26 protein-coding genes and 4 tRNA genes are annotated in these 23,915 nt (G+C 69.4%); 17 read left to right on the forward strand and 13 right to left on the reverse strand.

Annotation, left to right across the window (positions count from 1 at the left end):
* Positions 1-12: 12 nt before the first annotated feature.
* Both FHS29_RS34605 and FHS29_RS34610 read left to right on the forward strand, forming a co-directional pair.
* Complete coding sequence (locus FHS29_RS34605) at positions 13-531, forward strand: sigma-70 family RNA polymerase sigma factor (RefSeq protein ID WP_184698642.1); 519 nt, start codon at positions 13-15, stop codon at positions 529-531.
* Positions 528-1,163, forward strand: coding sequence for an anti-sigma factor family protein (locus tag FHS29_RS34610; RefSeq protein ID WP_184698644.1), 636 nt, complete (start codon positions 528-530; stop codon positions 1,161-1,163). The genes FHS29_RS34605 and FHS29_RS34610 overlap by 4 nt, the downstream gene beginning before the upstream one ends.
* A 59-nt stretch (positions 1,164-1,222) precedes the next feature.
* Here the strand turns inward: FHS29_RS34610 and FHS29_RS34615 are convergent, their stop codons facing one another.
* Complete coding sequence (locus FHS29_RS34615; RefSeq protein ID WP_184698646.1) at positions 1,223-1,594, reverse strand: STAS domain-containing protein; 372 nt, start codon at positions 1,592-1,594, stop codon at positions 1,223-1,225.
* A gap of 513 nt (positions 1,595-2,107) precedes the next feature.
* Between FHS29_RS34615 and FHS29_RS34620 the strand changes: the two genes are divergently transcribed.
* Positions 2,108-2,662, forward strand: coding sequence for a cysteine hydrolase family protein (locus FHS29_RS34620; RefSeq protein WP_184698648.1), 555 nt, complete (start codon positions 2,108-2,110; stop codon positions 2,660-2,662).
* Positions 2,663-2,755: 93 nt separating this feature from the next.
* Here FHS29_RS34620 and FHS29_RS34625 read toward each other — a convergent pair whose 3' ends face one another.
* The gene (locus FHS29_RS34625; RefSeq protein ID WP_184698650.1) at positions 2,756-3,259 is read right to left on the reverse strand and encodes a hypothetical protein; all 504 of its coding nucleotides are present in this window, start codon (positions 3,257-3,259) and stop codon (positions 2,756-2,758) included.
* A gap of 14 nt (positions 3,260-3,273) precedes the next feature.
* Entirely contained in the window at positions 3,274-3,603 is a 330-nt protein-coding gene (locus FHS29_RS34630) for a PadR family transcriptional regulator (RefSeq protein WP_184698652.1), read from the reverse strand.
* Between the two features lie 318 nt (positions 3,604-3,921).
* Between FHS29_RS34630 and FHS29_RS34635 the strand changes: the two genes are divergently transcribed.
* Both FHS29_RS34635 and FHS29_RS34640 read left to right on the forward strand, forming a co-directional pair.
* Positions 3,922-4,350 (forward strand): universal stress protein, encoded by a 429-nt coding sequence (locus tag FHS29_RS34635; RefSeq protein WP_184698655.1) that lies wholly within the window; start codon positions 3,922-3,924, stop codon positions 4,348-4,350.
* A 119-nt stretch (positions 4,351-4,469) separates the two neighbouring features.
* Entirely contained in the window at positions 4,470-6,140 is a 1,671-nt protein-coding gene (locus FHS29_RS34640; protein WP_184698656.1) for a sensor histidine kinase, read from the forward strand.
* Between the two features lie 120 nt (positions 6,141-6,260).
* Here the strand turns inward: FHS29_RS34640 and FHS29_RS34645 are convergent, their stop codons facing one another.
* Positions 6,261-7,247: an Acg family FMN-binding oxidoreductase gene (locus FHS29_RS34645; protein WP_184698658.1), complete on the reverse strand. Its 987-nt coding sequence runs from the start codon at positions 7,245-7,247 to the stop codon at positions 6,261-6,263.
* Positions 7,248-7,618: 371 nt separating this feature from the next.
* Here FHS29_RS34645 and FHS29_RS34650 point away from each other — a divergent pair, with 371 nt between their 5' ends.
* The 7 genes from FHS29_RS34650 to FHS29_RS34680 all read left to right on the forward strand — a co-directional run bounded on the left by FHS29_RS34650 (position 7,619) and on the right by FHS29_RS34680 (position 13,230).
* On the forward strand, positions 7,619-8,107 hold the full coding sequence (locus tag FHS29_RS34650; RefSeq protein WP_184698660.1) for a universal stress protein: 489 nt from the start codon (positions 7,619-7,621) through the stop codon (positions 8,105-8,107).
* Positions 8,104-8,292: a hypothetical protein gene (locus FHS29_RS34655; protein ID WP_184698662.1), complete on the forward strand. Its 189-nt coding sequence runs from the start codon at positions 8,104-8,106 to the stop codon at positions 8,290-8,292. The genes FHS29_RS34650 and FHS29_RS34655 overlap by 4 nt, the downstream gene beginning before the upstream one ends.
* A complete protein-coding gene (locus FHS29_RS34660; protein WP_184698664.1) occupies positions 8,289-8,762 on the forward strand; it encodes a universal stress protein in 474 nt (157 codons plus the stop codon). Before FHS29_RS34655 ends, FHS29_RS34660 begins: the two co-directional genes overlap by 4 nt.
* The gene (locus FHS29_RS34665) at positions 8,759-9,253 is read left to right on the forward strand and encodes a CBS domain-containing protein (protein ID WP_184698666.1); all 495 of its coding nucleotides are present in this window, start codon (positions 8,759-8,761) and stop codon (positions 9,251-9,253) included. Before FHS29_RS34660 ends, FHS29_RS34665 begins: the two co-directional genes overlap by 4 nt.
* A complete protein-coding gene (locus FHS29_RS34670; RefSeq protein ID WP_184698668.1) occupies positions 9,234-11,819 on the forward strand; it encodes an HAD-IC family P-type ATPase in 2,586 nt (861 codons plus the stop codon). The genes FHS29_RS34665 and FHS29_RS34670 overlap by 20 nt, the downstream gene beginning before the upstream one ends.
* 166 nt (positions 11,820-11,985) lie before the next feature.
* The gene (locus FHS29_RS34675) at positions 11,986-12,414 is read left to right on the forward strand and encodes a hypothetical protein (RefSeq protein ID WP_184698670.1); all 429 of its coding nucleotides are present in this window, start codon (positions 11,986-11,988) and stop codon (positions 12,412-12,414) included.
* A 72-nt stretch (positions 12,415-12,486) separates the two neighbouring features.
* Positions 12,487-13,230, forward strand: a complete 744-nt coding sequence (locus tag FHS29_RS34680; RefSeq protein ID WP_184698672.1) for a class I SAM-dependent DNA methyltransferase — start codon at positions 12,487-12,489, stop codon at positions 13,228-13,230.
* Positions 13,231-13,347: 117 nt separating this feature from the next.
* Here the strand turns inward: FHS29_RS34680 and ligD are convergent, their stop codons facing one another.
* The 7 genes from ligD to FHS29_RS34715 form a co-directional block, all read right to left on the reverse strand.
* Complete coding sequence (gene ligD / locus FHS29_RS34685; RefSeq protein ID WP_246441173.1) at positions 13,348-14,334, reverse strand: non-homologous end-joining DNA ligase; 987 nt, start codon at positions 14,332-14,334, stop codon at positions 13,348-13,350.
* A 177-nt stretch (positions 14,335-14,511) separates the two neighbouring features.
* Positions 14,512-15,063, reverse strand: a complete 552-nt coding sequence (locus tag FHS29_RS34690; RefSeq protein WP_184698674.1) for an EF-hand domain-containing protein — start codon at positions 15,061-15,063, stop codon at positions 14,512-14,514.
* 123 nt (positions 15,064-15,186) lie between these two features.
* Positions 15,187-17,502: a molybdopterin-dependent oxidoreductase gene (locus FHS29_RS34695; protein WP_184698676.1), complete on the reverse strand. Its 2,316-nt coding sequence runs from the start codon at positions 17,500-17,502 to the stop codon at positions 15,187-15,189.
* Positions 17,503-18,182: 680 nt separating this feature from the next.
* A tRNA-Val gene (locus FHS29_RS34700) sits at positions 18,183-18,257 on the reverse strand.
* Between the two features lies 1 nt (position 18,258).
* Positions 18,259-18,330 (reverse strand) — tRNA-Cys (locus FHS29_RS34705).
* Between the two features lie 65 nt (positions 18,331-18,395).
* Positions 18,396-18,468: transfer RNA gene (locus FHS29_RS34710), tRNA-Gly, on the reverse strand.
* Positions 18,469-18,612: 144 nt separating this feature from the next.
* A complete protein-coding gene (locus FHS29_RS34715; protein WP_073893954.1) occupies positions 18,613-19,038 on the reverse strand; it encodes an SsgA family sporulation/cell division regulator in 426 nt (141 codons plus the stop codon).
* Between the two features lie 244 nt (positions 19,039-19,282).
* On the opposite strand from FHS29_RS34715, the gene FHS29_RS34720 reads away from it, so the two are divergent.
* The 4 genes from FHS29_RS34720 (at position 19,283) to FHS29_RS34735 (ending at position 21,303) form a co-directional block, all read left to right on the forward strand.
* Complete coding sequence (locus FHS29_RS34720) at positions 19,283-19,921, forward strand: sigma-70 family RNA polymerase sigma factor (protein ID WP_312865236.1); 639 nt, start codon at positions 19,283-19,285, stop codon at positions 19,919-19,921.
* Positions 19,918-20,739: an anti-sigma factor gene (locus tag FHS29_RS34725; RefSeq protein WP_184698680.1), complete on the forward strand. Its 822-nt coding sequence runs from the start codon at positions 19,918-19,920 to the stop codon at positions 20,737-20,739. Before FHS29_RS34720 ends, FHS29_RS34725 begins: the two co-directional genes overlap by 4 nt.
* Before the next feature lie 14 nt (positions 20,740-20,753).
* Positions 20,754-21,182 (forward strand): TIGR02611 family protein, encoded by a 429-nt coding sequence (locus tag FHS29_RS34730; protein WP_221457226.1) that lies wholly within the window; start codon positions 20,754-20,756, stop codon positions 21,180-21,182.
* A gap of 49 nt (positions 21,183-21,231) precedes the next feature.
* Positions 21,232-21,303, forward strand: a tRNA-Val gene (locus FHS29_RS34735).
* A gap of 115 nt (positions 21,304-21,418) precedes the next feature.
* Here FHS29_RS34735 and FHS29_RS34740 read toward each other — a convergent pair.
* Together FHS29_RS34740 and FHS29_RS34745 are read right to left on the reverse strand one after the other, a co-directional pair.
* Positions 21,419-22,513: a tyrosine-type recombinase/integrase gene (locus FHS29_RS34740; protein WP_221457227.1), complete on the reverse strand. Its 1,095-nt coding sequence runs from the start codon at positions 22,511-22,513 to the stop codon at positions 21,419-21,421.
* Positions 22,514-22,617: 104 nt separating this feature from the next.
* The gene (locus FHS29_RS34745) at positions 22,618-22,842 is read right to left on the reverse strand and encodes a helix-turn-helix domain-containing protein (protein ID WP_376774507.1); all 225 of its coding nucleotides are present in this window, start codon (positions 22,840-22,842) and stop codon (positions 22,618-22,620) included.
* Positions 22,843-23,483: 641 nt separating this feature from the next.
* Between FHS29_RS34745 and FHS29_RS34750 the strand changes: the two genes are divergently transcribed.
* Positions 23,484-23,861, forward strand: a complete 378-nt coding sequence (locus FHS29_RS34750; RefSeq protein ID WP_184698689.1) for a hypothetical protein — start codon at positions 23,484-23,486, stop codon at positions 23,859-23,861.
* The last annotated feature ends 54 nt before the right edge of the window (positions 23,862-23,915 follow it).

Raw genomic sequence — 23,915 nt, forward strand, 5'->3', positions numbered from 1 at the left:
GAGAGGGCGGACATGGGAATCACCGGTCGGAGGTTCGACCTCGGTGCCGAGCAAGGCATCCGCGAGGCGTACGCCGCGCACGGCGGTGAGCTGTACCGGTACGCGTTGCGGTCACTGCGCGACGACGGCGCCGCGCAAGACGTGGTGCAGGAGGTGTTCCTGCGCGCCTGGAAGTCGGCCCGCAAGTACGACCCCCGCCTGGCCAGCCTGAGGGTGTGGCTGTTCGCGATCGCCCGCAACGCCATCATCGACCACGTCCGGCGCGACCGGCGGCCGGACCCGGTGGCGACGATGCCCGCGGTCGACGCCGGGTTCGCCGACGAGGCGCTGGACCGGTGGCTGGTGGAGGAGGCGCTGTCGCGGCTCAGCGCGGACCACCGCGCCGCACTGGTGGAGACGTACCTGCGGGGCAGGTCTTATCGTGAGGTCGCTGCCGAACTGGGCATTCCCCAGGCCACCTTGCGCAGCCGCGTGTACTTCGGTCTGCGCGCGTTGCGGCTGGCGATGGACGAGATGGGGGTGCGGCCATGATCAACGACCCGTACCGCCGGGACCTGGGCGCGTTCGTGCTGGGCCAGTTGCCCCCGGAAGAGGAGACCGCGGTCCGTGCCCACGTGGACGGCTGCCCCGAGTGCCGCGCCGAGGTGGCCGAGCTTCGTCCGGTCGCGCTGCGACTGCGCGACGTCGACCCCGGCCGGCTGGACCACGAGATCCCGGTACCGCCGCTGCTGGGCGAACTGGTGCTGGAACGGGTGCGCGGTGAACGCCGCCGCGTTCCCCGGTGGGCCGTCCTGGGCGCTGCCGCCGCGCTGATCGCCGTAGTCGCAGGAGGGTTGGGCTGGTACCTGGGGAAGCCGTCGATCCCGCTGGAGCCGGTCCCGCTGGCCCAGACCGCGCCCGGTGTGCAGGCCGACGCCGCGCTCGTCCCGCACACGTGGGGTGTGGAGATCAAGTTGACCGCCAGCGGTCTGGCTCCGGGTGAGTCCTACCGCGTCATGATCAGCGATCGCCGAGGTCGTGACGTGTCGGCGGGCTCGTTCGTCGGCACCGGTTCGGCGCGGATGCGGTGCAACCTCAACAGTTCCGTGCTGCGGGAGGACGCCACCGGGTTCACCGTGCTCGATCCGGCGGGGAACGTGGTGCTCTTCGCCCGTTTCCCTTGACTGCCGACTACGACCACAGGTGACGGCAGCCGGGTACTGCTGGTGGCCGCCGCCGTCGATCAGGGCGATTCGACCGCGCGGGGTGCCGTGGGCGGAGGCCCGTCATCGGAGGCGTAGCTGATCTCTATCAGGGTGTCGGTGTTCGCGATGCGCAGCAGCCGACCCAGCCGGTCGGGCACGCCGGTCAGCGCGAGGCTGCCGCCGACGGCCCGGGTCTGCAGCCACACGTCGATGACCGCGCTCAACCCCGACGAGTCGCAGAACGACACCCCGGACATGTCCAGCACCAGCCGGGTGCACCCGCCGTCGATCTCGGCCTTCGCCTGGTCGCGAAGGGTCTGGGAGGTGGTGGTGACGAGTTCGCCGGCGACGAGGATTTCGGTGTGGTTGCCGTCGAGGGGGCGGACGGTCAGGAGCAACGAGGTGGTCATGGGCTTGGGCGCTCCGAGGTTGCCGTGGAAGAGCCGTGATCAAGGATCGCACCGGTGCCGCCCGAGAGCACGTCGAGCGCCTTCGCGCTCACGCCGCCCTGCCGGACACCGCCGAGTGCAGAACGTGCCGACCGTGTGGCCGACCGCGACCTGCGCCGTCCGCTCGCTCGCCCACCATCCTCATCGGACGACCCCCTCCGCAGCCCCTCTGACGCCGAACCATCCCCACACCACGCTTGTCTCACCACTGGCTTCCCGCTCCAGCCGCGTACCCGCCCTCGGCCAACCCCACTCACTCGTCCAAGCCTCCACACCACCCGTTCCAGCGTTCTCCCTTGAGTCCGACCACACCGACAGTGGCCGGCATAACACCGCCAACGCCCAGAACACCCGGCTCGCCATCGCCGACCGGCAGCTCCATTCACGCGCTGTTGGCCATCGCTATGATCATGGCCACCGGAATGGCCGTCCTGCCGAGCACAGGACGCCGGATGGAAACTGGGGGAGCCTGTCGTGACGACAGCACTGATCGTCGGAGATATCCAGCGGGGCATCACGACCGACTACCCGTTCGCCAGGCGAGTCATACCGCCGCTCACCGAACTCCTCCCGCGCGCCCGTGCGGCCGGTGTCCTCGTCGTGTTCGTGCACTTCGCCGTCCGGGCCAACGGGGTCGACCTGCCGCCGGGCAACGAACTGTTCAGGACGTTCTACGAGGCGGGGGACACCTTCCACGAGGGATCGGCCGGAACCGGGATCGCGCTGCCGGTCGCCGACGAGGACGTCGTCGTGGTGAAACGCCGCGCCAGCGCGTTCGCAGGCACAGACCTCGACCTCGTGCTCCGCGCGCGCGGCGTGAGCAGTCTCGCGATCGCCGGAGTCGCGACCAGCGCAATGGTGGCCGCGACGTGCTACGACGCGGCCGACCGCGGCTACCAGGTGACCGTGCTGCGTGACGGTTGCGCCGACGGTGATGAGGCAATGCACGACTTCTTCATGGACGCCGTCTTCCCCAGCCGGGGATTCGAGGTCGTGCCCTGCGCCGGTTGGCATGGAGAGCGACGCTGACCCGGCCGACAACCGCCCGTTAACCCATGCTGGTGTGCACCAAACCCGGCCGCTCGATCCCACGACGACCAACAACGGGCAGTGCGCGTGATCTCATCGGTCCACGGCCCGGCGTGCGGCGGTCCGCAGGATGATCGCGAGCCGGGGTGCGGCAATCAGGATGATCGTGAGTAGCTCGGTCCACCGCCGGGCACGAGGTGTCCCGGCTGCGCGCAGGTCCAGCATCCATGCCGTCCACTCCTCCTGGTACTCATCCCTGGCATGGGCCGGGAGCAGGCGGCTCGCACCCACAATGGAGCGGCAGGACCGCAGGGAATGTTTCCCGGTACCGGTTGTGACGCCCTCCGCCCTGCGTGGGTACCGAGACCCGATGGCGAGGGCGACGGCGGTGACGCTGCCGACGAAGACGACGACGGGGCCGCTACCGACGACGGTGAGGAAGGCGACGGCGATGGCGGCGATGGCGGCAACGGCGGCGGTGGCCACGGCGATGGTGATGATGGCGGCGGTGACCGCGGTGGCACAGGCGACGGCGTCGGTGACAGCGACGGCTGCGGAGGCGAGCGTCTCGCGGCTGCATCGCATCTTGTACGACATGGTGGTTTCTCCGGCTAGTGTCCGGGTCGGGGACGCAGCGCCGAGTGGCCGCCGGTCGTGGTCGTTTCGGCTCGTGTGACGGCTTGGTAGGCGGTAGCGGCCCCGTGGCCGGTGAAGCGGTAGTAGCGGCGTCGGGGGCGGCCTTGGTCCTCGTGGTTGGCGGCGTCTTCCCAGAAGCTCTCGATCAGCCCGGCCTGCTGGAGGCGGTTGAGGATCGGATGCAGGGTGCCGGTCTTGAGTCCGCTCTGGCGGGCGATGTCGAGTCCGTAGCGCGGCACCGTCGGGTCTTCCAGCAGCACGCGCAGTACCGCGACCGTCTGCGGTGTCATCCGTGGCCCGGTCATGACACGTACTCTACCTAGCTAGACATCGCTGCGCTACCTAGGTAGACAAGCTTCTGAACAGGGATTATGTCACTGCTCGGCTGGGCCGTGGCCCGTGCCCCAACACAGCGCCCACGTCGCCGACGATCGTCACTTCCAGGTTGCCGGGGTCCGAGCGCGCTGCCGCACGGACGGGCGCACGCGGAGGACTCGGCGCGCCTGGCGCCGTAGCCGTCGTCGTGATCTGGTGGACCGCGGGGCCGATGGTCCAGGCCTCGCGATACCGCCGGTCGGAGTCCGGTCGCCGGAGACCGCGTGGTGATGATCCGAGGAGGGGTTGTGGACAAGACGGTCGTGGTGGGCGTGGACGGTTCACAGGTAAGCCGGAACGCGTTGCGCTGGGCGGTGGAGGACGCCGAACGGCGCGGGTGCGCGGTAGAGGCGATCCTGGCGTGGCACGTCGACTACGGCCTGGTCGCCGGCCCGATGTCGGCGACCGCCGCGGCGAGCGTGGACCGCGAGCGCGTGCGCGAGGCGTACCAGGCGGTGCTGGACGACGTCGTGCGCGACGTGGACGGGAACGTCCGTCCGGTGCTGGCCGAGGGTGACGCGCGGGACGTGCTGGCCAAGGCGTCCGAGCACGCCGTACTGCTGGTGGTCGGAAGCCACGGCGCAGGGCCGATCCGGGAGGCGCTGCTCGGTTCGGTCAGCTCCCACTGCGTGCACCACGCCGCGTGCCCGGTGGTCGTGGTCCGCGAGCCCAAGTAGCAGCGCAGGCTCCAAGTAGCGGCGCCGGCTCGCGGTGAGGTCCCGGCGCGCGAATCGGTCGGCTTGGCGACCCGTTCGTCACGTGGAACGCTGGACTCGTGGTCAACCCCGGAGGCGAGATGTCACACCGTCTGCTCGGCGGTCTGCGACTCGACGAGCTGCTGGACGAGATGCGCGAGCGGTTGACCGAGATCGGCTCGACACGGGACAAGATGCAGGGCCTGCTGGACGCGGTGCTCGCGGTGGGCGCGGGCCTGGAGTTGGACTCGACGTTGCAGCGGATCGTGCAGGCGGCGGTCGAGTTGGTCGGCGCCCGGTACGGGGCGCTGGGCGTGTTGGGCGCCAGGGACAACCTGTCGGAGTTCGTCTACGTGGGTATCGACCCGGAGACGCGTTCGCACATGGGTCATCTGCCGGAGGGCAAGGGCCTGCTCGGGTTGTTGATCGAGGAGCCGAGGGCGATCCGGCTGCACGACCTGGCGGAGCACCCGGCGTCGGTGGGTTTCCCGGCCAACCACCCGCCGATGCACAGTTTCCTCGGTGTTCCGGTGCGGGTGCGGGACGAGGTGTTCGGCAACCTCTACATGACCGAGAAGGTGGACGGCGCGGACTTCACGCCGGACGACGAGGTGGTGCTGTCGGCGTTGGCGGCGGCGGCGGGCGTGGCGGTGGAGAACGCCCGGCTGTTCGAGCGGTCGCGGATGCGGGAGCGCTGGCTGGAGGCCACCGCGGAGATCAACTCGGAGCTGTTGGGCGGTGCGTCCTCCGGCGACGCGCTGTACCTGATCGCGCAGCGGACCAGGGAGCTGTCCGGGGCGTCGATGTCGCTGATCGTGCTGGCCGAGGGGGTCGGGGAGCGGCGGCTGCGGATGGTCGCCGGGGCGGGTGCGCGGGCGGAGGGCCTGGTCGGCGGGGTGTTCGCCGGCGCCGGGTCGTTCGTGGACGAGGTGCTGGACTCCCGCACGCCGATGCTGATCGAGGACCTGGAGGGCCGGCTGGGGGACACGTCGGTGGAGGTGGGGCCGGGTGTGGCGGTGCCGCTGCGCACCGGTTCGGTGAAGACCGGTGTGCTGCTGGTGGCGCGGGACAAGGGCAGCGCCCAGTTCGGTGCGGACCAGGTGCCGCTGCTGGCGTCGTTCGCCGACCAGGCGGCGGTGGCGTTGGAGTTCGCCGAGAACCAGCAGGCCCGGCGGCAGGTCGACATCCTCGAAGACCGCGACCGGATCGCCCGTGACCTGCACGACCACGTGATCCAGCGGCTGTTCGCCACCGGCATGAGCCTGCAGGGCGCGTTGGGCGCGATCCGGGAGCCACGGGTGCGTGAACGCGTGCAGAAGGCCGTCGTCCAGCTCGACGAGACGGTGTTGGAGATCCGTACCTCGATCTTCGACCTCCAGGCCGGCGACGACGTGCCGGGCCTGCGCCGCCGCCTGCTGGACCTGATCTCCGAGCTGACCGAGGACGTCCCGATCACGCCGACCGTCCGGATGACCGGCACCGTGGACAACTCGGTGCCCGAGCACATCGGGGAACACGCCGAGGCGGTCGTGCGCGAGGCGGTCAGCAACGTCGTGCGACACGCCCGTGCCGGCGAGTTGATCGTCACCGTCGAAGCCGCCGAAACCCTGACGATCACCGTGGTCGACAACGGGATCGGCATGCCCGACCAGGTCGCGCGCAGCGGCCTGCGGAACCTGGAGCAACGCGCCGTCGAACTCGGCGGGACCTGCGCGGTCGGTTCCGGACTCGACGGCGGCACGCGGATGACCTGGCAGGTGCCGCTGTCCTGACCCACTCCTGCCCACCCACGTCGCGGCGTTCAGGACCGGTGTGTGGAGTGCGCGGCGCTCGTCGGCACACGGCCGCGAGCGTCGTTCTGGCAGGGACGACAGCGGCGAAGCTCCCGGCCCTCAGCCCGGGCTGATCGAGTCCATCAGCAGGTCGCCGACCGAGCGGCGCGGCGCGGGCGGGACCGGCGAGCCGAATCCGATCCGCAGCACGGTCTGCGGGACGATCACGCCGCCGATCGCCCGACGCAATTCCTCGCGGACCGGGCGCACCTCGATCGCCTGGGACATGAACGACCCCGACATGCCGAGGCTCGTCGCCGTGAGCAGCACCCGTTGCAGCGCCTGCCCGGCCTGCAACTCCGCGAGGGGCCCTTCCTGGAACGAGCAGAGCACCACGACCAGCGGGTCGGACTCGTAGTCCTTGCCGGGTGGGCGTTCCACGGCCTGGAAGTCGCGCAGCGCCCACTCGTCCTGGGGCGCCGGGCGGATTCCGCCCGAGGCGGGTGGGACACCGTCGTCCGACCTAGGGCCGGTCCACTCGGCCAGTTCGGCGCGCACGGCGGGGTCCTCGCGCTGGATGCGGTGTGCTTTGGCCACGAGGCCCTGCAACCGGGCGCGTTCGCCGTGGTCGGTCACGACGTGCAACCAAGAGCGCTCCTGCTCGGCCGCCCGCACCAGCGCGTAGCGGTGTGCGGCCGGGATGGCGGCGTCGCGGAACGGTTTGCGGTTGGACCGCCTGATCGGGACCGCCCTGACCAGTTCCCTGGTCTCGTCGTCGGGATCGCGGTGCCCGCCTCGGCGGATCGTGGCCAGGGCCCCGGGAGCGTCCCCGCCGGGCACCAGGGTGACCAGTGGCCGGATGCCGCGGGCGCGAAGCGCGAGGCACAGGTTGAACAACGCGGCACCGCAGGCCAGCCGCAACTCCCGGTCCTCCGGATCGGTCGCCGGGAGTCGACGCGCGGGATCCGCGTGCAGTTCGATGCAGTCGCCCGCGAGGCGGAACCGCCACGGCTGGGTGTTGTGCACAGAGGGGGCGAGTGTCGCCACCGCGAGGACCTCGGCCACCTCGTGGCCGTCCAGCCCCAGTACCCCGGTCAGTCCTGTCATCGTTCTGCTCCGCCCGCATCACCTGTCCGAACCACTCCCACCACTGTCCGGATGGGGCGGGTGCCGCCACACGGTCGAAGGTCCCGAACAGGTCGGGATGGCGTTGGGACGGGCGAGAGGGGTTCGGGCAGGTCCTGACCCGGCGTGGCTCGGGTTCCGGCACCACGGCCGCTAACTGCGTGTCGGACACAGCCCAGGCCACCTGCCTTGCCCACAACGGCGGCAAGTCGCGCTTCTCGCCGGCAGTCGTCGCCGGGCCGGCGCACCGGCCTGGCTGCTCAGGGTCGAAGGTCCCTGCCCACGGAGGACCGCCGCCACTGATCGCGGCGTTCGCCGGCGGGGACGCTGGAGGCGGCCACCGAGGAGGAGACATGGACGGCAGGATCGTGGTGGGCGTGGACGGATCGCCCTCCAGCCGGAGCGCGCTGCGATGGGCTGTCGAGGAAGCCGGGTTCCGGAGGACCGAAGTCGAGGCCGTTCTCGTCTGGCACGTGGACAACGGCATGGTCATCGGACCGATTTCCGCCGACCTGGCCGCCGGAACGGACCCGGAGAGGGCGTGCGACGACTGGCGCGCGGTGCTGGACGACGTGGTCGCGGAGATCGGCGCGGAGACCGGCGCCGAAATCCGGACCGTGCTCGCCGAGGGTGACCCCCGCGAGGTGCTGACCAAGGCGTCGGCGGACGCGGCGCTGCTGGTGGTCGGCACCCGGGGTGTCGGTCTGATCCGCGAGGTGCTGCTGGGCTCGGTCAGCTCCTACTGCGTGCACCACGCGCACTGCCCGGTCGTCGTGATCCGCGAGCCGAAGCCCGAGCGCACCGAACCGAAGCCGGTCCTGACCCCCGGACCGCTGCTGTGACCGCGCACCTCGCCGACGACTGCGGCCGGCGCGGCGTGAAGGCCCTGGTCGTCATCACCTCCGCCGTGCCGGTCGAGCGCGCGGCGTGGCTGCGCCGGCCCGCACCCGCTCGCGGTGGACGCCAGGGTGCGCGTCCGCCCAGGCAGCCGAAGATCGTCACCGAACCGAACGAGGTGGAGTCATGAACGCAGGTCCGATCGTGGTCGGAGTCGACGGCACGCCCGCAGGTGGGCGCGCGTTGCGCTGGGCCATGGACGAGGCGACGCTGCGGAACGTCCCGCTGCACGTGGTCCACGCCTACCAGCACGAGGCGATGACGGACTGGACGATGACGAGTGAGCAGGACACGCAGGCCCGCGCGGAGTCGCTCGTGGAGGACGCCCTGCGCGCGGCGGCGGTGGGTCGGTCGGAGCTTCCGCAGGTCGTCCGCCGGTGCGTGCGGGGGCCCGCTGCCGAGGCGCTGGAGGCGCAGGCACGAGGCGCGTCGATGCTCGTCGTGGCAGCGCACAACGGGAGTCGGCTGCTCCGGGCCGTGCTGGGCAGCACGAGCGCGCACTGCGTGCGACACGCGACCGTGCCGGTGGTCGTGCTGCCGCCGGAACAGGAGCAGGACGGCGAGGCCACGGTCGGCTCGGCCCGGGAGGGGGAGCGATGAGGGTCCGGGACGTCATGACCCGCGACGTGGTGACCGTGTCGCCGGACTCCCCGGTGCGTGACGCGGCGGTGCTGCCGGCCCCCAAGGGGTTCACCACCCTGCCGGTGGTCGATGAGTGGGGGGAACCGGTCGGTGTGATCACCGAGGCCGACGCCTTGCGCGACCGGCTGCCGGTCGACCCACGATCGCTCGTGCACGGGGAAGCCCCGCACGGACGTCCGGTTCCGCGTCGGACCGTTGCCGAGGTGATGAGCGAGCCGGCGGTCGGCGCGTCACCCGACATGGACGTCGCCGAGCCGGCCCGGCAGATGCTGGAACACGGCGCGCGCAGCGCGTGCGTGCTGGACGGCCGGCGGCTGGTCGGTGTCGTCACCCGTCGCGACATGCTGCGAGCGATCAGCCGCGACGAACGCGACCGGCATGTCGCCGCGGTCCCCGGCGTGGTGGATGTCGGTTTCCCGGAGGCGGGCCATGCCGTCGGCCACGGCTGAACGCGACGTCGCACCACACGGCCTGCCGGTCCACGAGGTCGTGCTGATCGCCGAGACCGACGCGGACACCGGCCTGTCCGGCGCCACGGCCGGCGAACGGCTGGCCACGTCGGGGCCGAACAGGCTGCCCGAGCGTCGCGGCCCGGGCCGGCTGCGGCGGATGCTCGGCCAGTTCCACAACCCGTTGATCTACGTGCTGCTGGGTGCGGCGGCGCTGACCGCCGTCCTGGGCGAGGTGGTCGATGCCTCCGTGGTGCTCGGCGTCGTCCTGGTCAACGCCATCGTCGGCTACCTCCAGGAAGTGCGGGCCGAACGCGCGCTCGACGCCCTGGAGGCGATGGTCCGCACCGAGGCGACCGTGATCCGCGACGGGACGGCTGTCCGGGTCACGTCCGAGGAGTTGGTGCCCGGCGACCTGGTGGTGCTGGAGGAGGGCGACCAGGTGCCCGCCGACCTGCGGCTGGTGCGCACGCGCGAACTGCGCGTCGACGAGTCCGCGTTGACCGGCGAGTCCCAGCCGGTGGCCAAGGACCCGCTGCCGGTCCCGCACGACACGGCGTTGGCCGACCGCACGAACATGGCCTACTCGGGCACGCTCGTCACCACCGGCGGCGGACGAGGAGTGGTCGTGGCCACCGGCGCGGACACCGAGATCGGCCACGTGCACCGGCTCGTCGGCAGCACCAGGGCCGTGCAGACACCGTTGACGCGCAAACTGGCCAGGTTCAGCAAGGCGCTGACGGTGGTGATCATGGGGCTGGCGGTCGTCAGCGTCGTCATCGGCGTGCTGCGCGGCGAGCCGTTCGCCGACATGGTGACCGCCGCCGTCGCCCTCGCCGTGGGCGCGATCCCCGAAGGGCTGCCCGCCGCGGTCACCGTGACGCTGGCGATCGGTGTCGCCCGGATGGCCCGCCGCAACGCCGTGATCCGCCGCCTGCCCGCCGTGGAAACCCTCGGCAGCACGACCCTCGTCTGCACCGACAAGACCGGCACGCTCACCGCCAACGCCATGACCGTGCGCCAGGTCGTCGCCGGCGGTGACCGGTGGGAGGTCGACGGCATCGGCTACTCGCCGCTGGGGGAGCACCCGCCGGCGCCGGACGCCGTGCGCGAGGTCCTGCTGGCCGGGCTGGCGTGCAACGACGCCGACGTGGTGCTCCACGAGGACCGCTGGACCGCTGTCGGCGACCCCACCGAAGCCGCGCTGGTCGTGTCCGCCCGCAAGGCCGGCTTGACGTCGGACGACGTCCCCGAGCGCGTCGACGAGCTGCCGTTCACCTCGCAACGCCGATTCATGGCCACCCGCCACGTCGGTGGCGTGGTCTACCTCAAGGGAGCGGTCGAGAGGATCTCCGGGTTCACCGGTTCCACCGATCGCCCGGAAGCCGAAGCACTGGCCGGACAGGGGCTGCGCGTGCTCGCGTTCGCCCGCGCACGGGTGCCCGAGGACGTGCCGCTCACCGAGGACGCCCTGCACGGGGCGGTGCTGCTCGGCCTCCAGGCGATGCACGACCCGCCGCGCCCGGAGGCGCTGGAGGCGGTCCGGGCCTGCCAGGACGCGGGCATCGAGGTCCGGATGATCACCGGCGACCACTTCGGCACCGCCCGCGCGATCGCCGACCGCTTCGCCCTGGCCGACGGAGCCGTGCACGCCCGCGTGTCGCCGGAGGAGAAGCTGAAGCTGGTCAAGGAGTTCCAGGCGGCCGGGAACGTCGTGGCGATGACCGGGGACGGCGTCAACGACGCCCCCGCGCTGCGCCGGGCCGACATCGGCGTCGCCATGGGCCGCAGCGGCACCGAGGTCGCCAAGCAGGCCGCCGACATGGTGCTCACCGACGACAACTTCTCGTCCATCCGCGCGGCGGTGGAAGAGGGCCGGGCGGTGTTCGACAACCTGCGCAAGTTCATCATCTGGACCCTGCCGACCAACATGGCCGAGGGCCTGGTCATCCTCACCGCGATCCTGCTCGGCACCGCGCTGCCGATCCTGCCCGTGCAGATCCTGTGGATCAACATGACCACCGCCGTCGCCCTGGGCCTGACCCTGGCCTTCGAACCGCGGGAACCGGAGGTCATGCGCCGCCCGCCGCTACCGCCGTCGCTGCCACTGCTCACCCGCGCGTTGGTGCACCGCATCCTGCTGGTGTCCGCGGTGCTGCTGGCCGGGTCGTTCGCCGCGTTCCACCTCAGCGGCGGGCCGCTGGACGAGGCGCGGACGGTGGCGGTGAACGTCTTCGTGGCCGCCCAGATCGCGTACCTGTTCAACTGCCGATCGCTGGAACAGCTCCGGCCGCGAGTCGGCCTGCGGCGCAACCCCTGGCTGCTGGTCGGCGTCACCGTGACCATCGCCCTGCAACTCGCGTTCACCTACCTACCCGCGATGAACACCCTGTTCCACACCGCGCCGATCGGCTGGAGTGCTTGGGCGGCCGTGGTGGCGCTGGCGGTGGTCGCGTACGGCGTGGTCGAGCTGGAGAAGTGGTGGCGCCGTCGGATCAAGGGCCGGGCAGAGCCCGCTCTCGGCGCACCATCCGCTCCTGAGGCACGTGACGAGTCGGCGGTGTAGCGCGGACCGAACAGGACTTCCGCGATGTGACCACGCGGGCGGCCGGAGGTGGGTCACCCGATGGTGTCCTCCTGTGCGGCACCGACATGTGCCATGTCGGTTGAGGTATCCCCGTGATGACCGGGCAACAGACCCGGGCCGACGGTAGGAAGGGTGGGAGATCGCCATGATGAAGGTGTCGAAGTCATCGCTGGCCGGAGTTGCCGGTGCGGCGTGCCTGGTGCTCGCCTCGCCCTTGGTACTGGCCGGTACGTCCTTCGCCGATCAGGAAGCGGACATCACCGTCGACTCGGTGACGCTGCGATCCGACACCGACCTGAAGGTGAGTGTGACCTACAGCTGTTCGCCGTACAACCAAGAGGACGACGACGCGGAAGGACCGATCAACAACCTGGTGGTGATCACCCACACCGCTCACGGCAACCAGTACGGCTCTACCGCCCCGGTTTGCGATGGGCGGTCCCACACCGCGGACGTCATCACGCACCACGACTGGGCCGACCACGACCCCGGCGACAACGTCACGGCCTCTGCCACCCTGGCCAACTGGTCGGGGTCTCCCGAAGCAATCGACGAGGGGAGCTTCACGCTCTGATGCAGCCGTCCGCGACCCGGCGGCCACAGAAACCGGTGGACAACGCGCACATCCATGGTGATCGTGGGCGTCATGCAACAGCAGGACATCTGGAATTCCGATGTCGCCCAACGTTATGACACGGCGGGTACCGGCATGTTCGCGCCGGAGGTGTTGGGGCCGACCGTCGACCGCCTCGCCGAACTCGCGGGAGGTGGACCGGCGCTGGAGTTCGCCATCGGAACCGGGCGCGTGGCCGTCCCGCTCGCCGAGCGCGGCGTGTCCGTCACCGGCATCGAGTTGTCACCTCCGATGATCGACCGTCTGCGCACGAAGGCGGACGACTCGACCATCCCCGTGATCGTCGGTGACATGGCAAGTACCGTCGCCCCGGGGACATACGCGCTCGTCTACCTCGTCTACAACACGATTTCCAACCTGCAGACCCAAGCCGAGCAGGTGGCGTGCTTCCGCAACGCCGCCCGCCACCTCACACCAGGCGGCCGGTTCGTGATCGAACTCTGGGTTCCCGAGCTGCGCAAGCTCCCACCAGGACAGCAGGCCACGGTCTGGCACTCCGAACCCGGCTACATCGGCTTGGACATCTATGACGTCCTGCATCAGCACGTCGTCTCGCACCACTTCTCGTTCGACGAGAGCGGGCAAGCTCGGCTGGCCCGCAGCCCACACCGCTACATCTGGCCGGCTGAGCTCGACCTCATGGCGCAGATGGCGGGATTCGAGCTCGAGAGCAGACACGCGGACTGGACCGGAGCCGAGTTCACCGCCGACTCGCGCTCCCACGTGTCCGTCTACCGCATCCCGCAGGACCGCTGATCCTGCCGACTGACGCGGGACCACTGCGGCCAGAGCCGCGAACCAGAACCGGTCCACGGGCTCGCAAGGGACCGGGTCTACGAGTCGCCCGAAGAACTGCGTTCCCGATCCGGTGGTTCAGCGGTCGGGGAGGCGTACGTCGTCCGGGTCGCGGTCGGGGCGTAGGCCGCGCCAGGAGGGGTGTCGTAGGCGGCCGTCTGTGGTCCATTGGCGGAATTCGATGTCGCCGACGAGGACCGGGTCGACCCAGTGGGCGTCGCGGGCGTGCTCGCGTGGGATCTGGGAGCTGAACGGGCTGGTGGTTCGCCGCAATCCCTGTAGGCGGTGTCGTAGGTCGGTGAGCGTGGTGTGGCTGAAGCCGGTGCCGACGTGTCCGATGTAGACCAGACCGGTGTCGTCGTGGGCTCCGAGCAGTAGGGAGCCGATGGTGTCGGAGCGGCGGCCTTGTCCGGGTTTCCATCCGCCGACGACGGCTTCCTGGGTGTGGCGCAGGGGTGTCTTGATCCAGGACGGTGAGCGGCGGCCGGGTTCGTAGCGGGAGTCGGTGCGTTTGCTGACGATGCCTTCGAGTCCGTACTGGGCGGCGACGTGGAGCAGGGTGGCGGGTTCGGTGTCGGGGAAACTGGGGGGTACCTGGACGGGGTGGTTGCCCGGCAGCGACAACCCGGTCAACAGCCGGCGGCGTAGCCGGTAGGGCTCGGTGGTGAGCGGGCGGCCGTCCAGGACCAGCAGGTCGAACACGTAGTAGGCCACCGGCACCCGGTGCAGGGAACGCACGGCGGGGCTGCGCGTGCGTTGTTGCAGCAGCCCGAAGTCGGGTCGTTGGTCCGGTCCGAGGGCGACGATCTCCCCGTCGAGCACGATGGTGCGTTCGTGCAGCAGATCGGACAGGATCCGCAACTCCGGGAACCGGTCGACCAGGTTGAGCCGGTTTCGGCTGAGCAGCCGCACGGTGTGCCCGCTGCAGTGCGCCACCGCCCGGTACCCGTCCCACTTGAACTCCGCACTCCACCCCGCCCCGACCGGAGGCTCACCGGCCGTGGCCAGCATCGGCTCGATGACCAGCGGCTCACCGCCGGCCGCCGCTCGGGCCGCGTGTCCCATACCGGCCACCTCCCGCACATCAGGCCGGTATTCATCGTCACCCGGAATCGGGACGAGGGCGACTCGGGACACCTTCGGCTACCCCGGCGTCCTGATCTCCATGAGCATGAAGGCCTGATTCCTGGGGCAAGCCGCGGTGACCTCCGTCGCGCTGCCCGCGCGACACGGCATGGCCGGTCAGCCGGCGAACCTGCCGAACAGGTGCGCGGCGGGGGCGTCCGGGTCGTCGCCGTAGAAGAACTCCGCGAGCGCTCGGTGGAACTCGGCGCGATTCAGCCCGCCGGAGCCGTCCAGGTCCAACGCCTCGAAGACCGCGGCACAGTCCTCCGAGGACACATTGCCCGCCAGGCCGAAGATCTGCCCGAACTCCGCCTGGTCGACCCGGTCGTCCCCGTCGAGGTCGATCAGGTCGAAGTAGCAGTCGGCCACCGGCCCGACCTGCTGCGGGTACAGCGCGGGATCGGCCAGCGCCCGCCGGAACCCCTCGGTCATCTCCCGCAGATCGACCTTCCCGTCACCGTCCCGGTCCATCGGTGCGATCACGTTGGCCCAGAACGCGTCCAACCCCTCGGTCAGCCGGCGGGCGGTCGTGGACTCCGGCGCGGCACCACGGGCAGCGATGTAGCGCTCGCCCATCAACCGGACATCCCCACGGGTGATCACCCCGTCGCCGTCGACGTCCGCGCCGTTGAACCACTGGCGGTACTTGAGATCCCGAACTCCAGTCATGACCACGCAACGTAGTCACACTAATACGTGAGTGTCCAAGCGACGCGGCCACCGGCCAGCAGGGATCATCCATTCAGGTGGTGCCGTGGTCGACCCTGTCCGGCACGTCGGCCGTGGTGAACGTCAACTGGGCGGCACGAGGCTCGGTGGTGCGAAGGCGAGCACGTCGGGAAGGGGCTCGTCGTAGAACTCGACGTCGACCAGCGCACTGAGGGCACTCGGTCCTTGGGACAGGCGCGAGCACGGCCGATCCGCGGTGAGGACGTTCGGATTGCCGTGGCGGTCCAACGTTCCGCTCAGGCCCGGCTGGACCGGATCCCACCAGGCTCCCGTGGACAGTTGTACGACGCCTGGCATGACGTCGTCCGATAGGACCGCGCCCGCGAGACAGCTGCCCCGGTCGTTGTAGACGCGCACGATCATGCCGCTCTCGATGCCGCGCGACGCAGCGTCCAGCGGATTGATCGCCACGGGCTCACGACCACGGATCTTCGAACTGAGGCTGTGGTCACCGTTGTCGTACTGGCTGTGCAGGCGTGAGGCGGGCTGATTCGAGATCAGGTGCAGCGGGAACCGGTCCGACAGGTCGGCACGAAGCCACTCCACTGGTTCATACCACTTCGGGTGCCCGGCGCAGTCGTCGTAGCCGAACGAGTCGATCTCCTCCGAGAAGATCTCGATTCGGCCCGACGGCGTCGGCAGGGGGAAGCGCTGGGGATCCGAGCGGAGGGCCTCGAAGCTGCCGGGAAACGGCCCGGTCGACGCCGGCAGCTCAGCGGTGGAGCTTCGCCAGAAGTCGTCGAAGCTCGGCAGAGCGGCATCGTCGCCGAGCTTGGCCCTCGTCTGTTCGTAGAGGTGTCGGACCCAGCCGATCTCGGAGCGCGACTCCGTGAACTCCTGCTCGAAGCCGAGCCGGGAGGCCAAGGCGGCGAAGATGTGGTGATCGGTGCGCGACTCGCCCGCCGGCTCGCGGACTTTCGGCATCGCGACGAGGTGGGGGTCCGAGAATCCGGCGGCGAAGTCGTCGCGCTCCAGGCTGGTGGCGACGGGGAGGACGATGTCCGCGAACTTGGCCGTCGTGTTCCACCAGGCTTCGTGGACCACCACCGTGTCAGGGGTCTGCCAGGCGCGGGTCAACCGATGGAGGTCCTGGTGGTGGTGGAACGGATTCCCTCCGCACCAGTAGACCAGGCGAAGCTCGGGCAACGTGAGGCGCTTGCCGTCGTAGTCGATGACCTCGCCCGGGTGCAGCAGGGTATCGGCGATCCTCGCAACAGGGATGAAGTCCGGAACCGGGTTGGCAACCTCCGGTACCGTCGCGACGAAGGCGCGGTCCCTGGCAACGCCCGTCGCGTCCATCGTCGCGTAACCCGCGCCCCAGCCGCAGCCGGGCCGACCCATCGAACCCGCCATGGCGGCCAGCACGACGGACATCCAGATCGGTTGTTCGCCGTGGTCCGCCCGTTGCACCGCGTAGTTGACCATGATGAGAGAACGTCGGGTGGTCAGGCGGCGAGCCAGGTCGGTGATCGCGTCGCGACTGATGCCCGTGATCTTCGCCGCCCAGGCGGCGTCCTTCCGAATGCCGTCGAGTTCGCCGAGCAGGTAGGAGGCGAAGCGGTCGAACCCGACGCAGCACCGGCGCAGGAAGTCCTCGTCGTGCCACCCGTTGACCAGCATCGTGTGTGCGATGCCGAGCATCGCGGCGGTGTCGGTGTTGGGGACGACGGGCAGCCACTCGGCGTCGAGGAAGCCGGCGACGTCGCTGCGGATGGGGCTGATGTTCACGAACCGGACGCCGGCCTCACGGCACTGGCGTTGCAGGTCCTGCGTCTGGTGCCTGGCCAGCCCGCCAGGGTTGATCTGGCTGTTCTTGAGGGCCAACCCTCCGAACGCCACGACAAGCTCACAGTTGTCGACTACCTCCGCCCACATCGGCATCCGGCTCTGGTAGCTCCACGGATGGCCGCCGATCACATGGGGGAGGATGACCTCCAGAGCCGCGGTGCTGTAGGTGTTGCGAGCGTCGGTGTATCCCCCGTCCAGCGCCAGGAACCGGTGGAGTTGTCCCTGCGCGTGGTGGAACCTGCCCGCACTCGCCCAACCGTACGATCCGCCGAACACCGCGCTGTCCCCGTGTTGTGAACGAACTCGACGGAGTTCATCGCTCACCAACGTGATCGCGTGGTCCCAGCTCACTTCTACGAAGGCGTCCGTGCCTCTGGCCGTGCCATGGGCGCGCGGCTCGCCGTTCAGCCAGCCTTTGCGCACCGCGGGGCGCAACACGCGAGCGCTGTCGTCGGCGGCCGTCACCATTCCGGGGCCGATAGGCGACGGAGCGGGGTCATCGTGCCTCGGCTCGATCCGCACCAACCGGCCGGAATCGACTACGGCGACAAAACTGCCCCAGTGCGTCGCAACCGACATGCGTCGTTCCATCACGCATCAACTCCACCTCTGAAGTTTCTTGATCCTGGACGACGGTTGCCCACGTCGCGGGAGTGATGAAAGGGAGCCCGTCGCTCACGCCGTCCGACTCGCGGGCACGAGCCGGCGTCCGGCTGCGCGAGCGGGGAGAACCCCGCGCGGGAGTCGCTCATCAGCGGCGTCTCCGTCCCGCCGTCCGGTGTGCCGTGCGGTGCGGCTCTTGGCGGGCGACGTGGCATCCACGGTAGTCCCGACCAGGGCGAGGCAGAAGACGATGTCGTGTTCTACGAGTACCCGCATGACGATCAACCGCGGTCTTTCGCGTTCACCTCGCCCGAGGGCGGCTTGCTGAGGCGGGAGAACGTCCGGCAGCGGTTCTGGGGCCGGCCTGGGATGGGCGCAAGCCGGACTGCCCGGAAGTGGCCGATCGCGAGCCCCCGATCCTGCCGTGGCCCACCTTCCGTGAAGCACGTCACATCACGCGACGTGGTGGCCGAGGACGGCATCCCAGAGGAGGCGCGGCGGGCACAGCTGGACCACGAAGATGAAGGGCGTCGCCCGCACCTACGAGCATGTGACGCACGTCATGCGGAATCAGATGGACGAGTTGTTCGAACGCCATCGATCTTCCAGACCACGCAAGAAGCCCGGCCTCAAGATCGAGTACCGGGCTTCTGAACTGCGTACTTCGTTGGTGGACGATACTGGGATTGAACCAGTGACCCCTACCGTGTCAAGGTAGTGCTCTCCCGCTGAGCTAATCGTCCGAGGCGGAGACGGGAATCGAACCCGTGTACAGGGCTTTGCAGGCCCTTGCCTAAGCCACTCGGCCACTCCGCCATGATTCCCGGCAGCTAGAGACTAGCACCTGGAAGTCTGGCTTGAGCCCAAGGGGCCCTCTGCCGAGCGGATGACGAGACTCGAACTCGCGACCCTCACCTTGGCAAGGTGATGCGCTACCAACTGCGCTACATCCGCATACCCCGCGGATTCCGGGAACTTTCGCCCTTTTGGAGCTGTCGTTCCGGTCTTCCCCGGTGCAGGAGGAACTTTATTACATCCCCCGCCGCGGGATCAAATCGGGGGTCTCCTCAACCCCTCGCAGGCCTGCTACCTGCACGTTCAGGTCAAATCGTTGGAGATCAGGTGGGTCAGGGCCTCGTCCACGTCGACCCACAGGTGCTCGTTGCCGGGCACCACCACGTCGTAGGTGCGGTCCAGGAAGTCGGCCAGTTCCTGTGCCGACGCCTCGAACATCGCGTGACCGGACGGCGAGCTCAGCTCGATCACCACCACCTCGGGGTCGTCCGCGGCCGGGCGGATCCGGACGTCGCCGTCGCCGGCGTCGGCGATCAGGCCGTCGGCGAGCAGATCGCGGGCGAACACCCATTCGACCCAACCGGCTCGGCCGGTGCGGAACGCAGCCACTACGGCGTACGGGTCTTTCGTGTCATAACGAAGCTCCACCTGAACCGGAACCGCAGGTGTCCTCGGTGCCAGCAAGTCGAAGACCGCTGTTGAGCGGAGCGTCACGTGATCATTGCGCATTGTCGTTAACCTCGTCTCCCTTCCCGGTCCAGGAAACGACCGAGTTCTCTACTTGTGACGTGTATGTGGCGAGGAACGCTCGACATCGGGGGGTTTATCACCCGTTCGGGCTCATCGGACTCCACTGGGCTACCACCTCGCTGCGTTCCGTGTCCACGCAACCCGCGCCGCTCCACATCTTGCTGGGTTTAACCTGAACCCGGTACCGGCTGTTGCGCGAATGTTGGACGTGAGGACATCTCTGGTGGCTGACGCACCTGCCCCGGCGCCCCGGCCCGGGCCCGACGGGCGTCCCTCCGACGTGTCGCTGGTCGAGCGGGTTTCCGCTGGTGACCGCGCGGCCTTCGGGGAGCTGTACGACCGCTACGCGCGGCCCGCCTACTCACTCGCGCGGCGCATCTGCGTCGACCCCGGCCTGGCGGAGGACGTCGTGCAGGAGGCCTTCCTGGCCCTCTGGCGCAACCCTCGCGGGTACGACCGGGCGCGGGGCGGTTTCGGCACGTGGCTGATGACCGTCGTGCACCACCGGGCGGTCGACGCGGTGCGCCGGGAGAACACCCAGCGGCGGCGCAACGTGCCGTTGACCGACGAGGTGTCCGAGCGCAACGTGACGCCCGCCGAGGGCGCGGAGCACGCCGCGTTGAGCGGTGTCGTCGGTGCGGAGGTCCGGGAGGCGCTCAAACGGCTGCCGGAAGACCAGCGGCAGGTCATCGCACTGGCGTACCTGGGCGGTTACACACAGATAGAGGTCGCGGCGTTGACCGGGATCCCGCTGGGAACGGTCAAGTCACGAACGTTCGCGGCGATCCGGAGACTGCGGACGTCGCTGCGGTCGGTATGGGCCGGCGAGACCGGCGGCGAGACGACGGGAGCACATCGGTGACCGGGGAGCAGAGGGACGACTGGTGCCCTCAGGAGGAGCTCGCGGTCGGGTGGGCGATGCACTCGCTCGAACCGGACGAGGAGGCGCAGCTGCGTGCCCACCTGCCCGGCTGCGCGCGGTGCAGTCAGGCGGTTCGGGCTACCGAAGAGGTGACCGCGGCGCTGGGCGGCTCGGTGCGGCAGTACGACCCGCCCGCGCGGCTCAAGTCCCGACTGATGGAAGCCATCGAACAGACCCCGCAGGAAGTCGCACCGGAGCACGCGGCGCAGGAGCAGGCGACGCCGCCGGCGATCCCGATTGAGCGCCACCGTGGGCACAAGAGCGGCAGTACGGGACGCCGACTCCTCGCGGCGGCGGCCATCGTCGTGGTGTTGGCCGGCGTCGGTGTGGCGGGTGTGCGGTTCAGCCGGCTCAGCGACCAGGTGGCGGCGCAGCAGCAGCGGAACGACGAACTGAGCAAGGCCTTGGTGCTCGCGGCGAGCCCGGACACCAACCGGGCCGTGCTGCGGTCACCGTCCGGTGACGAGCTGGCGATCGTGCTGTCCGCGGAGAAGGGGGCAGCCGTGATGGAGATGGACCTGAAGCCCAACCAATCGGACCACACGTACGTGGTGTGGGGGACCAGTACTCCGAAGGCCGTGCCGTTGGCGACGTTCAACGTGTCGAGCGAAGACGACGGGGTGCGGCTGCTGTCGCGGTGGTCGGCGGACGCGCACAAGCACACCGGCTTCGCGATCTCGCTGGAGCCCGGCCAGGAGGCGCCCCCCTCACCCACGGAGGCGAATATCCTGGCTGCCGGCCAGGTGAGGGCATCGTGAGCGATGATGGGCGAATGACGACCGAGCAGCGCGACGAGACCACCGAGTCGAGCGGCCACCGCCACCGGTTCCGCCGCAACCCGGCGCTGAACCTGACCTACCGCATCGGTGTGGGCGTGGTGGGTGGCCTCGTGCTGCTCGGTGGGATCCTGATGATCCCGTACCCAGGTCCCGGCTGGCTGGTCGTGTTCGCGGGTCTGGCGATCCTGGCGACGGAGTTCGAGTGGGCCGGACGCGTGCTGCGGTTCGCCAAGCGGTACTACGACGCGTGGGTCGCGTGGCTCAAGCGGCAGAACCTGTTGGTCAAGGCCCTAGTCCTCACCGCCACCGGCTTGGTGGTGGCCGTGACCTGTTGGCTGCTCGGGGCGTTTGCACTGGTCGGCGGGTGGTTCGGACTGGACTGGCCGTGGTTGGAGAGCCCGATTTTTGGTTCGAAGGGATGATGTTGTAAGCTATCCCCACACCGCGAGAGCGGGGTGGCAAACCGAATACGGGCGTTTAGCTCAGCGGGAGAGCGCTTCGTTCACACCGAAGAGGTCACTGGTTCGATCCCAGTATCGCCCACAGTGTGTATTACCTGGTCAACGGCTCGTAGACGGTCTTCGTCTGCGGGCCGTTGATCGTTCGTGGGAGCAAATGGGAGCAAAAGATCTTGACCACATTCGCTGCTCCGAAGAGGTCACAGGAGTTTGCTCCCATACTGCTCCCACCGGGCCTGGAGTCCGATGAGCATGGCGTCGATCATCGGGCGGGTGACGTGGGAGTAGACGCCCATGACGCCGCGGAACTTGTGCCCGATCCTCTTGTGCTGCAGGACCTCCGGCACGCCGTCTTCGATCATCCAGGTCTTGTGGGTGTGGCGCAGGTCGTGGAAGTGCATGTGCGGCTTGATCGGGGATCGTCCCAGGGTCGAGTCGCCCCGCACGGCCGGTAGCCAGACCCGGCGGCGGAAGTTGGACCGCCGGTGCAGCCCGCCGTCCTGCCCGGTGAACACGAACCGTGCTGTCGGCTTCTCGCAGCGCAGCTCCGCCAGCAGCTCGGTGAGGAACTTCGGCAGGTGCACGGTGCGGACGCTGGCCGGTGTCTTGGGCGGGCCGAGGTGGAGCTTGCCGTGCAGTTCGTGCAGCGCACCGTCGCGGGCGTCGACGTGGATCTCCTGCTTGTCCAGGTCGACCCGTGACCACTGCAGCCCGGCCAGTTCACCCCAGCGCATGCCGGTGTACGCCGCTGTGACGATCAGGGTGGCGTTACCGGCCGATGCGCGTTCGGCCAGCGCGGTCACTTCGTCGGGGTCGGCGTGCGGTCGTTCGGGTTGGTCGCCGGATTTGAGCCGCAGCCTGCGGCACGGGTTCGATCCGATTAGACCCTCGTCGACGGCCTCGCCGAGGATCATCGACAGCAACCCGACCACGTCGGCGACGCTGCGCTCGCTCAACGACCGCCGCAACGTCTTCGCCCACGCCTTGATCACCAACCGGGACAGCTCACCCAGCTCCGTCGTGGCGAACCGGGGCAGGATGTGGTTGCGCAGATGCGAGTCGTACGTGGCGGCGGTGACACCGCTGACGTCGTGTGCCTCGACCCAACGCGCCACCCACTCCCCGATCGGGAGCTGAGCCAATCGCGGGTCCACGACCCGGCCCCGCCGGTGGTCGGACTCCACGTCCGCCGCCCGGTCGTCGGCCTCACGCTTGGTCGCGAACCCCTTCTCGGAGACCAAAGCGCCGTCGGGCAGCCGGTAGCGCACCCGGAACCCCTCACCGTGCTTCTCCACCCATGCCATCGAAACCCTGCCTTTCACCACATCCGTGCGCCCGCCCGGGATCGGACGGACGCACAGTGACGCTCCATACCGGCCAGAGAGCAACACATCTGTGTTCAGCGCCGCCGAACACCATCCGACCACGACGCCGACCTGCCCGCGGCGCCCGCGTCACCGCGCGCGGCACGGGCGCCGCCCCGGACGATCGCCAACAGGTCGGCGTCGGAGAACCGCAGATGCTTGCCCAGGAAGGTGCACGGGATCTCTTGTCGCCCGGCCATACGACGCAACCACGACTCGCGCACCGACAACGCCCGCGCCGCCTGCGCCGGGGTGTGCAACAGCCGCAGACCATCCCCTGCTCCACGACATCCGGAGCGATCCCGTTAAGGTCGACCACCGCTTGCCCGCCGGCATGGTCGTCGGCGGATCCGTCCGCACGGCCGTGAAATTCGTTCACCATGAGAGCCTCCGGTAGAACCGTGATGCCGCGGCGCGACACCTTCAGCACCCCTGAACTCCGCGAAAAGGCACCCAAAGGGACATGCCCGGCCCGAATTTCTTCGACTTGACCGATCTGGAGATGCTCGCGGAGGGTCTCGACGGCGACCCCTCTACTGGGGGTCAAGGGGTCGCAGGTTCAAATCCTGTCGTCCCGACGGTCTGAAGAAGCCCGCTCGATCTGGATGAAAGCCCAGGTCGACGGGCTTTTCCGTGCGGTCGTACCGATCTTGGAAGTGGTCACGGGACGGTAGCGAAACGATCTTCGAGGGCGCTGTGAAGGAGTGGATCAGGAGCGATTCGCTCCTGATTTTTTGACAAGACCAAGTGGGGTCGCCAACGGAACGGGTAATTTCGTCGAACCTGCCCTGACGTGGCCCGATGTGCGCGGACCGACGTCAACCGACCCGAGCCGGAAGGCCCGTGGAGGGGTGCTGGTCGTGGGGTGGTCGAGGGCGGTGGGGTGCGGCGTCGGTTCACGGTGACCGTCGAGGTACTGGTCGAGGTCGTCGGCGAGGCGGCGTTCGACGAGTTTCCCCGGATCACCTGGCGGCAGGACGCGGTGTGGCGGCGCCGGGCGGTCCGCTCGTTCGACGACCTGGTCGCCGACCTCGCGGCGGGGGAGTGCCCGCGACCCCGGTGCGCTGCCGAGGAGATGGCTCTGCGCCTGATCCTGCGGTGCGCGGAGTCGGTGGTGGGCGACGGCTGGTCCGGTGTGGACACCCGCTTCGCCGGGCTGCTCGAACACGACGACGACCACAACCGCCACCTGAACATGGGCGACTACCGTCCCCACGCGTGGTTCGCCACCTTCGGCCAAGCACAGCCACGCGATCCCATACGACCGTTCCGTCGCTGAAGCCCACTCGGCGATGCGGAGGCCAAGGCGGACACCGGCATCCCGCGAGGACTC

The organism is Saccharothrix tamanrassetensis (genome assembly GCF_014203665.1).
GTDB lineage: Bacteria > Actinomycetota > Actinomycetes > Mycobacteriales > Pseudonocardiaceae > Actinosynnema > Actinosynnema tamanrassetense.

Bases quoted from the DNA above. Each gene is read 5' to 3' on its own strand.
- FHS29_RS34645 (WP_184698658.1), bottom strand. From the start codon at position 7,247: ATGACAGGACTGACCGGGGTACTGGGGCTGGACGGCCACGAGGTGGCC.
- FHS29_RS34730 (WP_221457226.1), top strand. From the start codon at position 20,754: ATGACGACCGAGCAGCGCGACGAGACCACCGAGTCGAGCGGCCACCGC.
- FHS29_RS34605 (WP_184698642.1), top strand. From the start codon at position 13: ATGGGAATCACCGGTCGGAGGTTCGACCTCGGTGCCGAGCAAGGCATC.
- FHS29_RS34625 (WP_184698650.1), bottom strand. From the start codon at position 3,259: ATGTCGTACAAGATGCGATGCAGCCGCGAGACGCTCGCCTCCGCAGCC.
- FHS29_RS34610 (WP_184698644.1), top strand. From the start codon at position 528: ATGATCAACGACCCGTACCGCCGGGACCTGGGCGCGTTCGTGCTGGGC.
- FHS29_RS34615 (WP_184698646.1), bottom strand. From the start codon at position 1,594: ATGACCACCTCGTTGCTCCTGACCGTCCGCCCCCTCGACGGCAACCAC.
- FHS29_RS34660 (WP_184698664.1), top strand. From the start codon at position 8,289: ATGAACGCAGGTCCGATCGTGGTCGGAGTCGACGGCACGCCCGCAGGT.
- FHS29_RS34640 (WP_184698656.1), top strand. From the start codon at position 4,470: ATGTCACACCGTCTGCTCGGCGGTCTGCGACTCGACGAGCTGCTGGAC.
- FHS29_RS34695 (WP_184698676.1), bottom strand. From the start codon at position 17,502: ATGGAACGACGCATGTCGGTTGCGACGCACTGGGGCAGTTTTGTCGCC.
- FHS29_RS34675 (WP_184698670.1), top strand. From the start codon at position 11,986: ATGATGAAGGTGTCGAAGTCATCGCTGGCCGGAGTTGCCGGTGCGGCG.
- FHS29_RS34630 (WP_184698652.1), bottom strand. From the start codon at position 3,603: ATGACCGGGCCACGGATGACACCGCAGACGGTCGCGGTACTGCGCGTG.
- FHS29_RS34680 (WP_184698672.1), top strand. From the start codon at position 12,487: ATGCAACAGCAGGACATCTGGAATTCCGATGTCGCCCAACGTTATGAC.
- FHS29_RS34650 (WP_184698660.1), top strand. From the start codon at position 7,619: ATGGACGGCAGGATCGTGGTGGGCGTGGACGGATCGCCCTCCAGCCGG.
- FHS29_RS34690 (WP_184698674.1), bottom strand. From the start codon at position 15,063: ATGACTGGAGTTCGGGATCTCAAGTACCGCCAGTGGTTCAACGGCGCG.
- FHS29_RS34665 (WP_184698666.1), top strand. From the start codon at position 8,759: ATGAGGGTCCGGGACGTCATGACCCGCGACGTGGTGACCGTGTCGCCG.
- ligD (WP_246441173.1), bottom strand. From the start codon at position 14,334: ATGGGACACGCGGCCCGAGCGGCGGCCGGCGGTGAGCCGCTGGTCATC.
- FHS29_RS34715 (WP_073893954.1), bottom strand. From the start codon at position 19,038: ATGCGCAATGATCACGTGACGCTCCGCTCAACAGCGGTCTTCGACTTG.
- FHS29_RS34670 (WP_184698668.1), top strand. From the start codon at position 9,234: ATGCCGTCGGCCACGGCTGAACGCGACGTCGCACCACACGGCCTGCCG.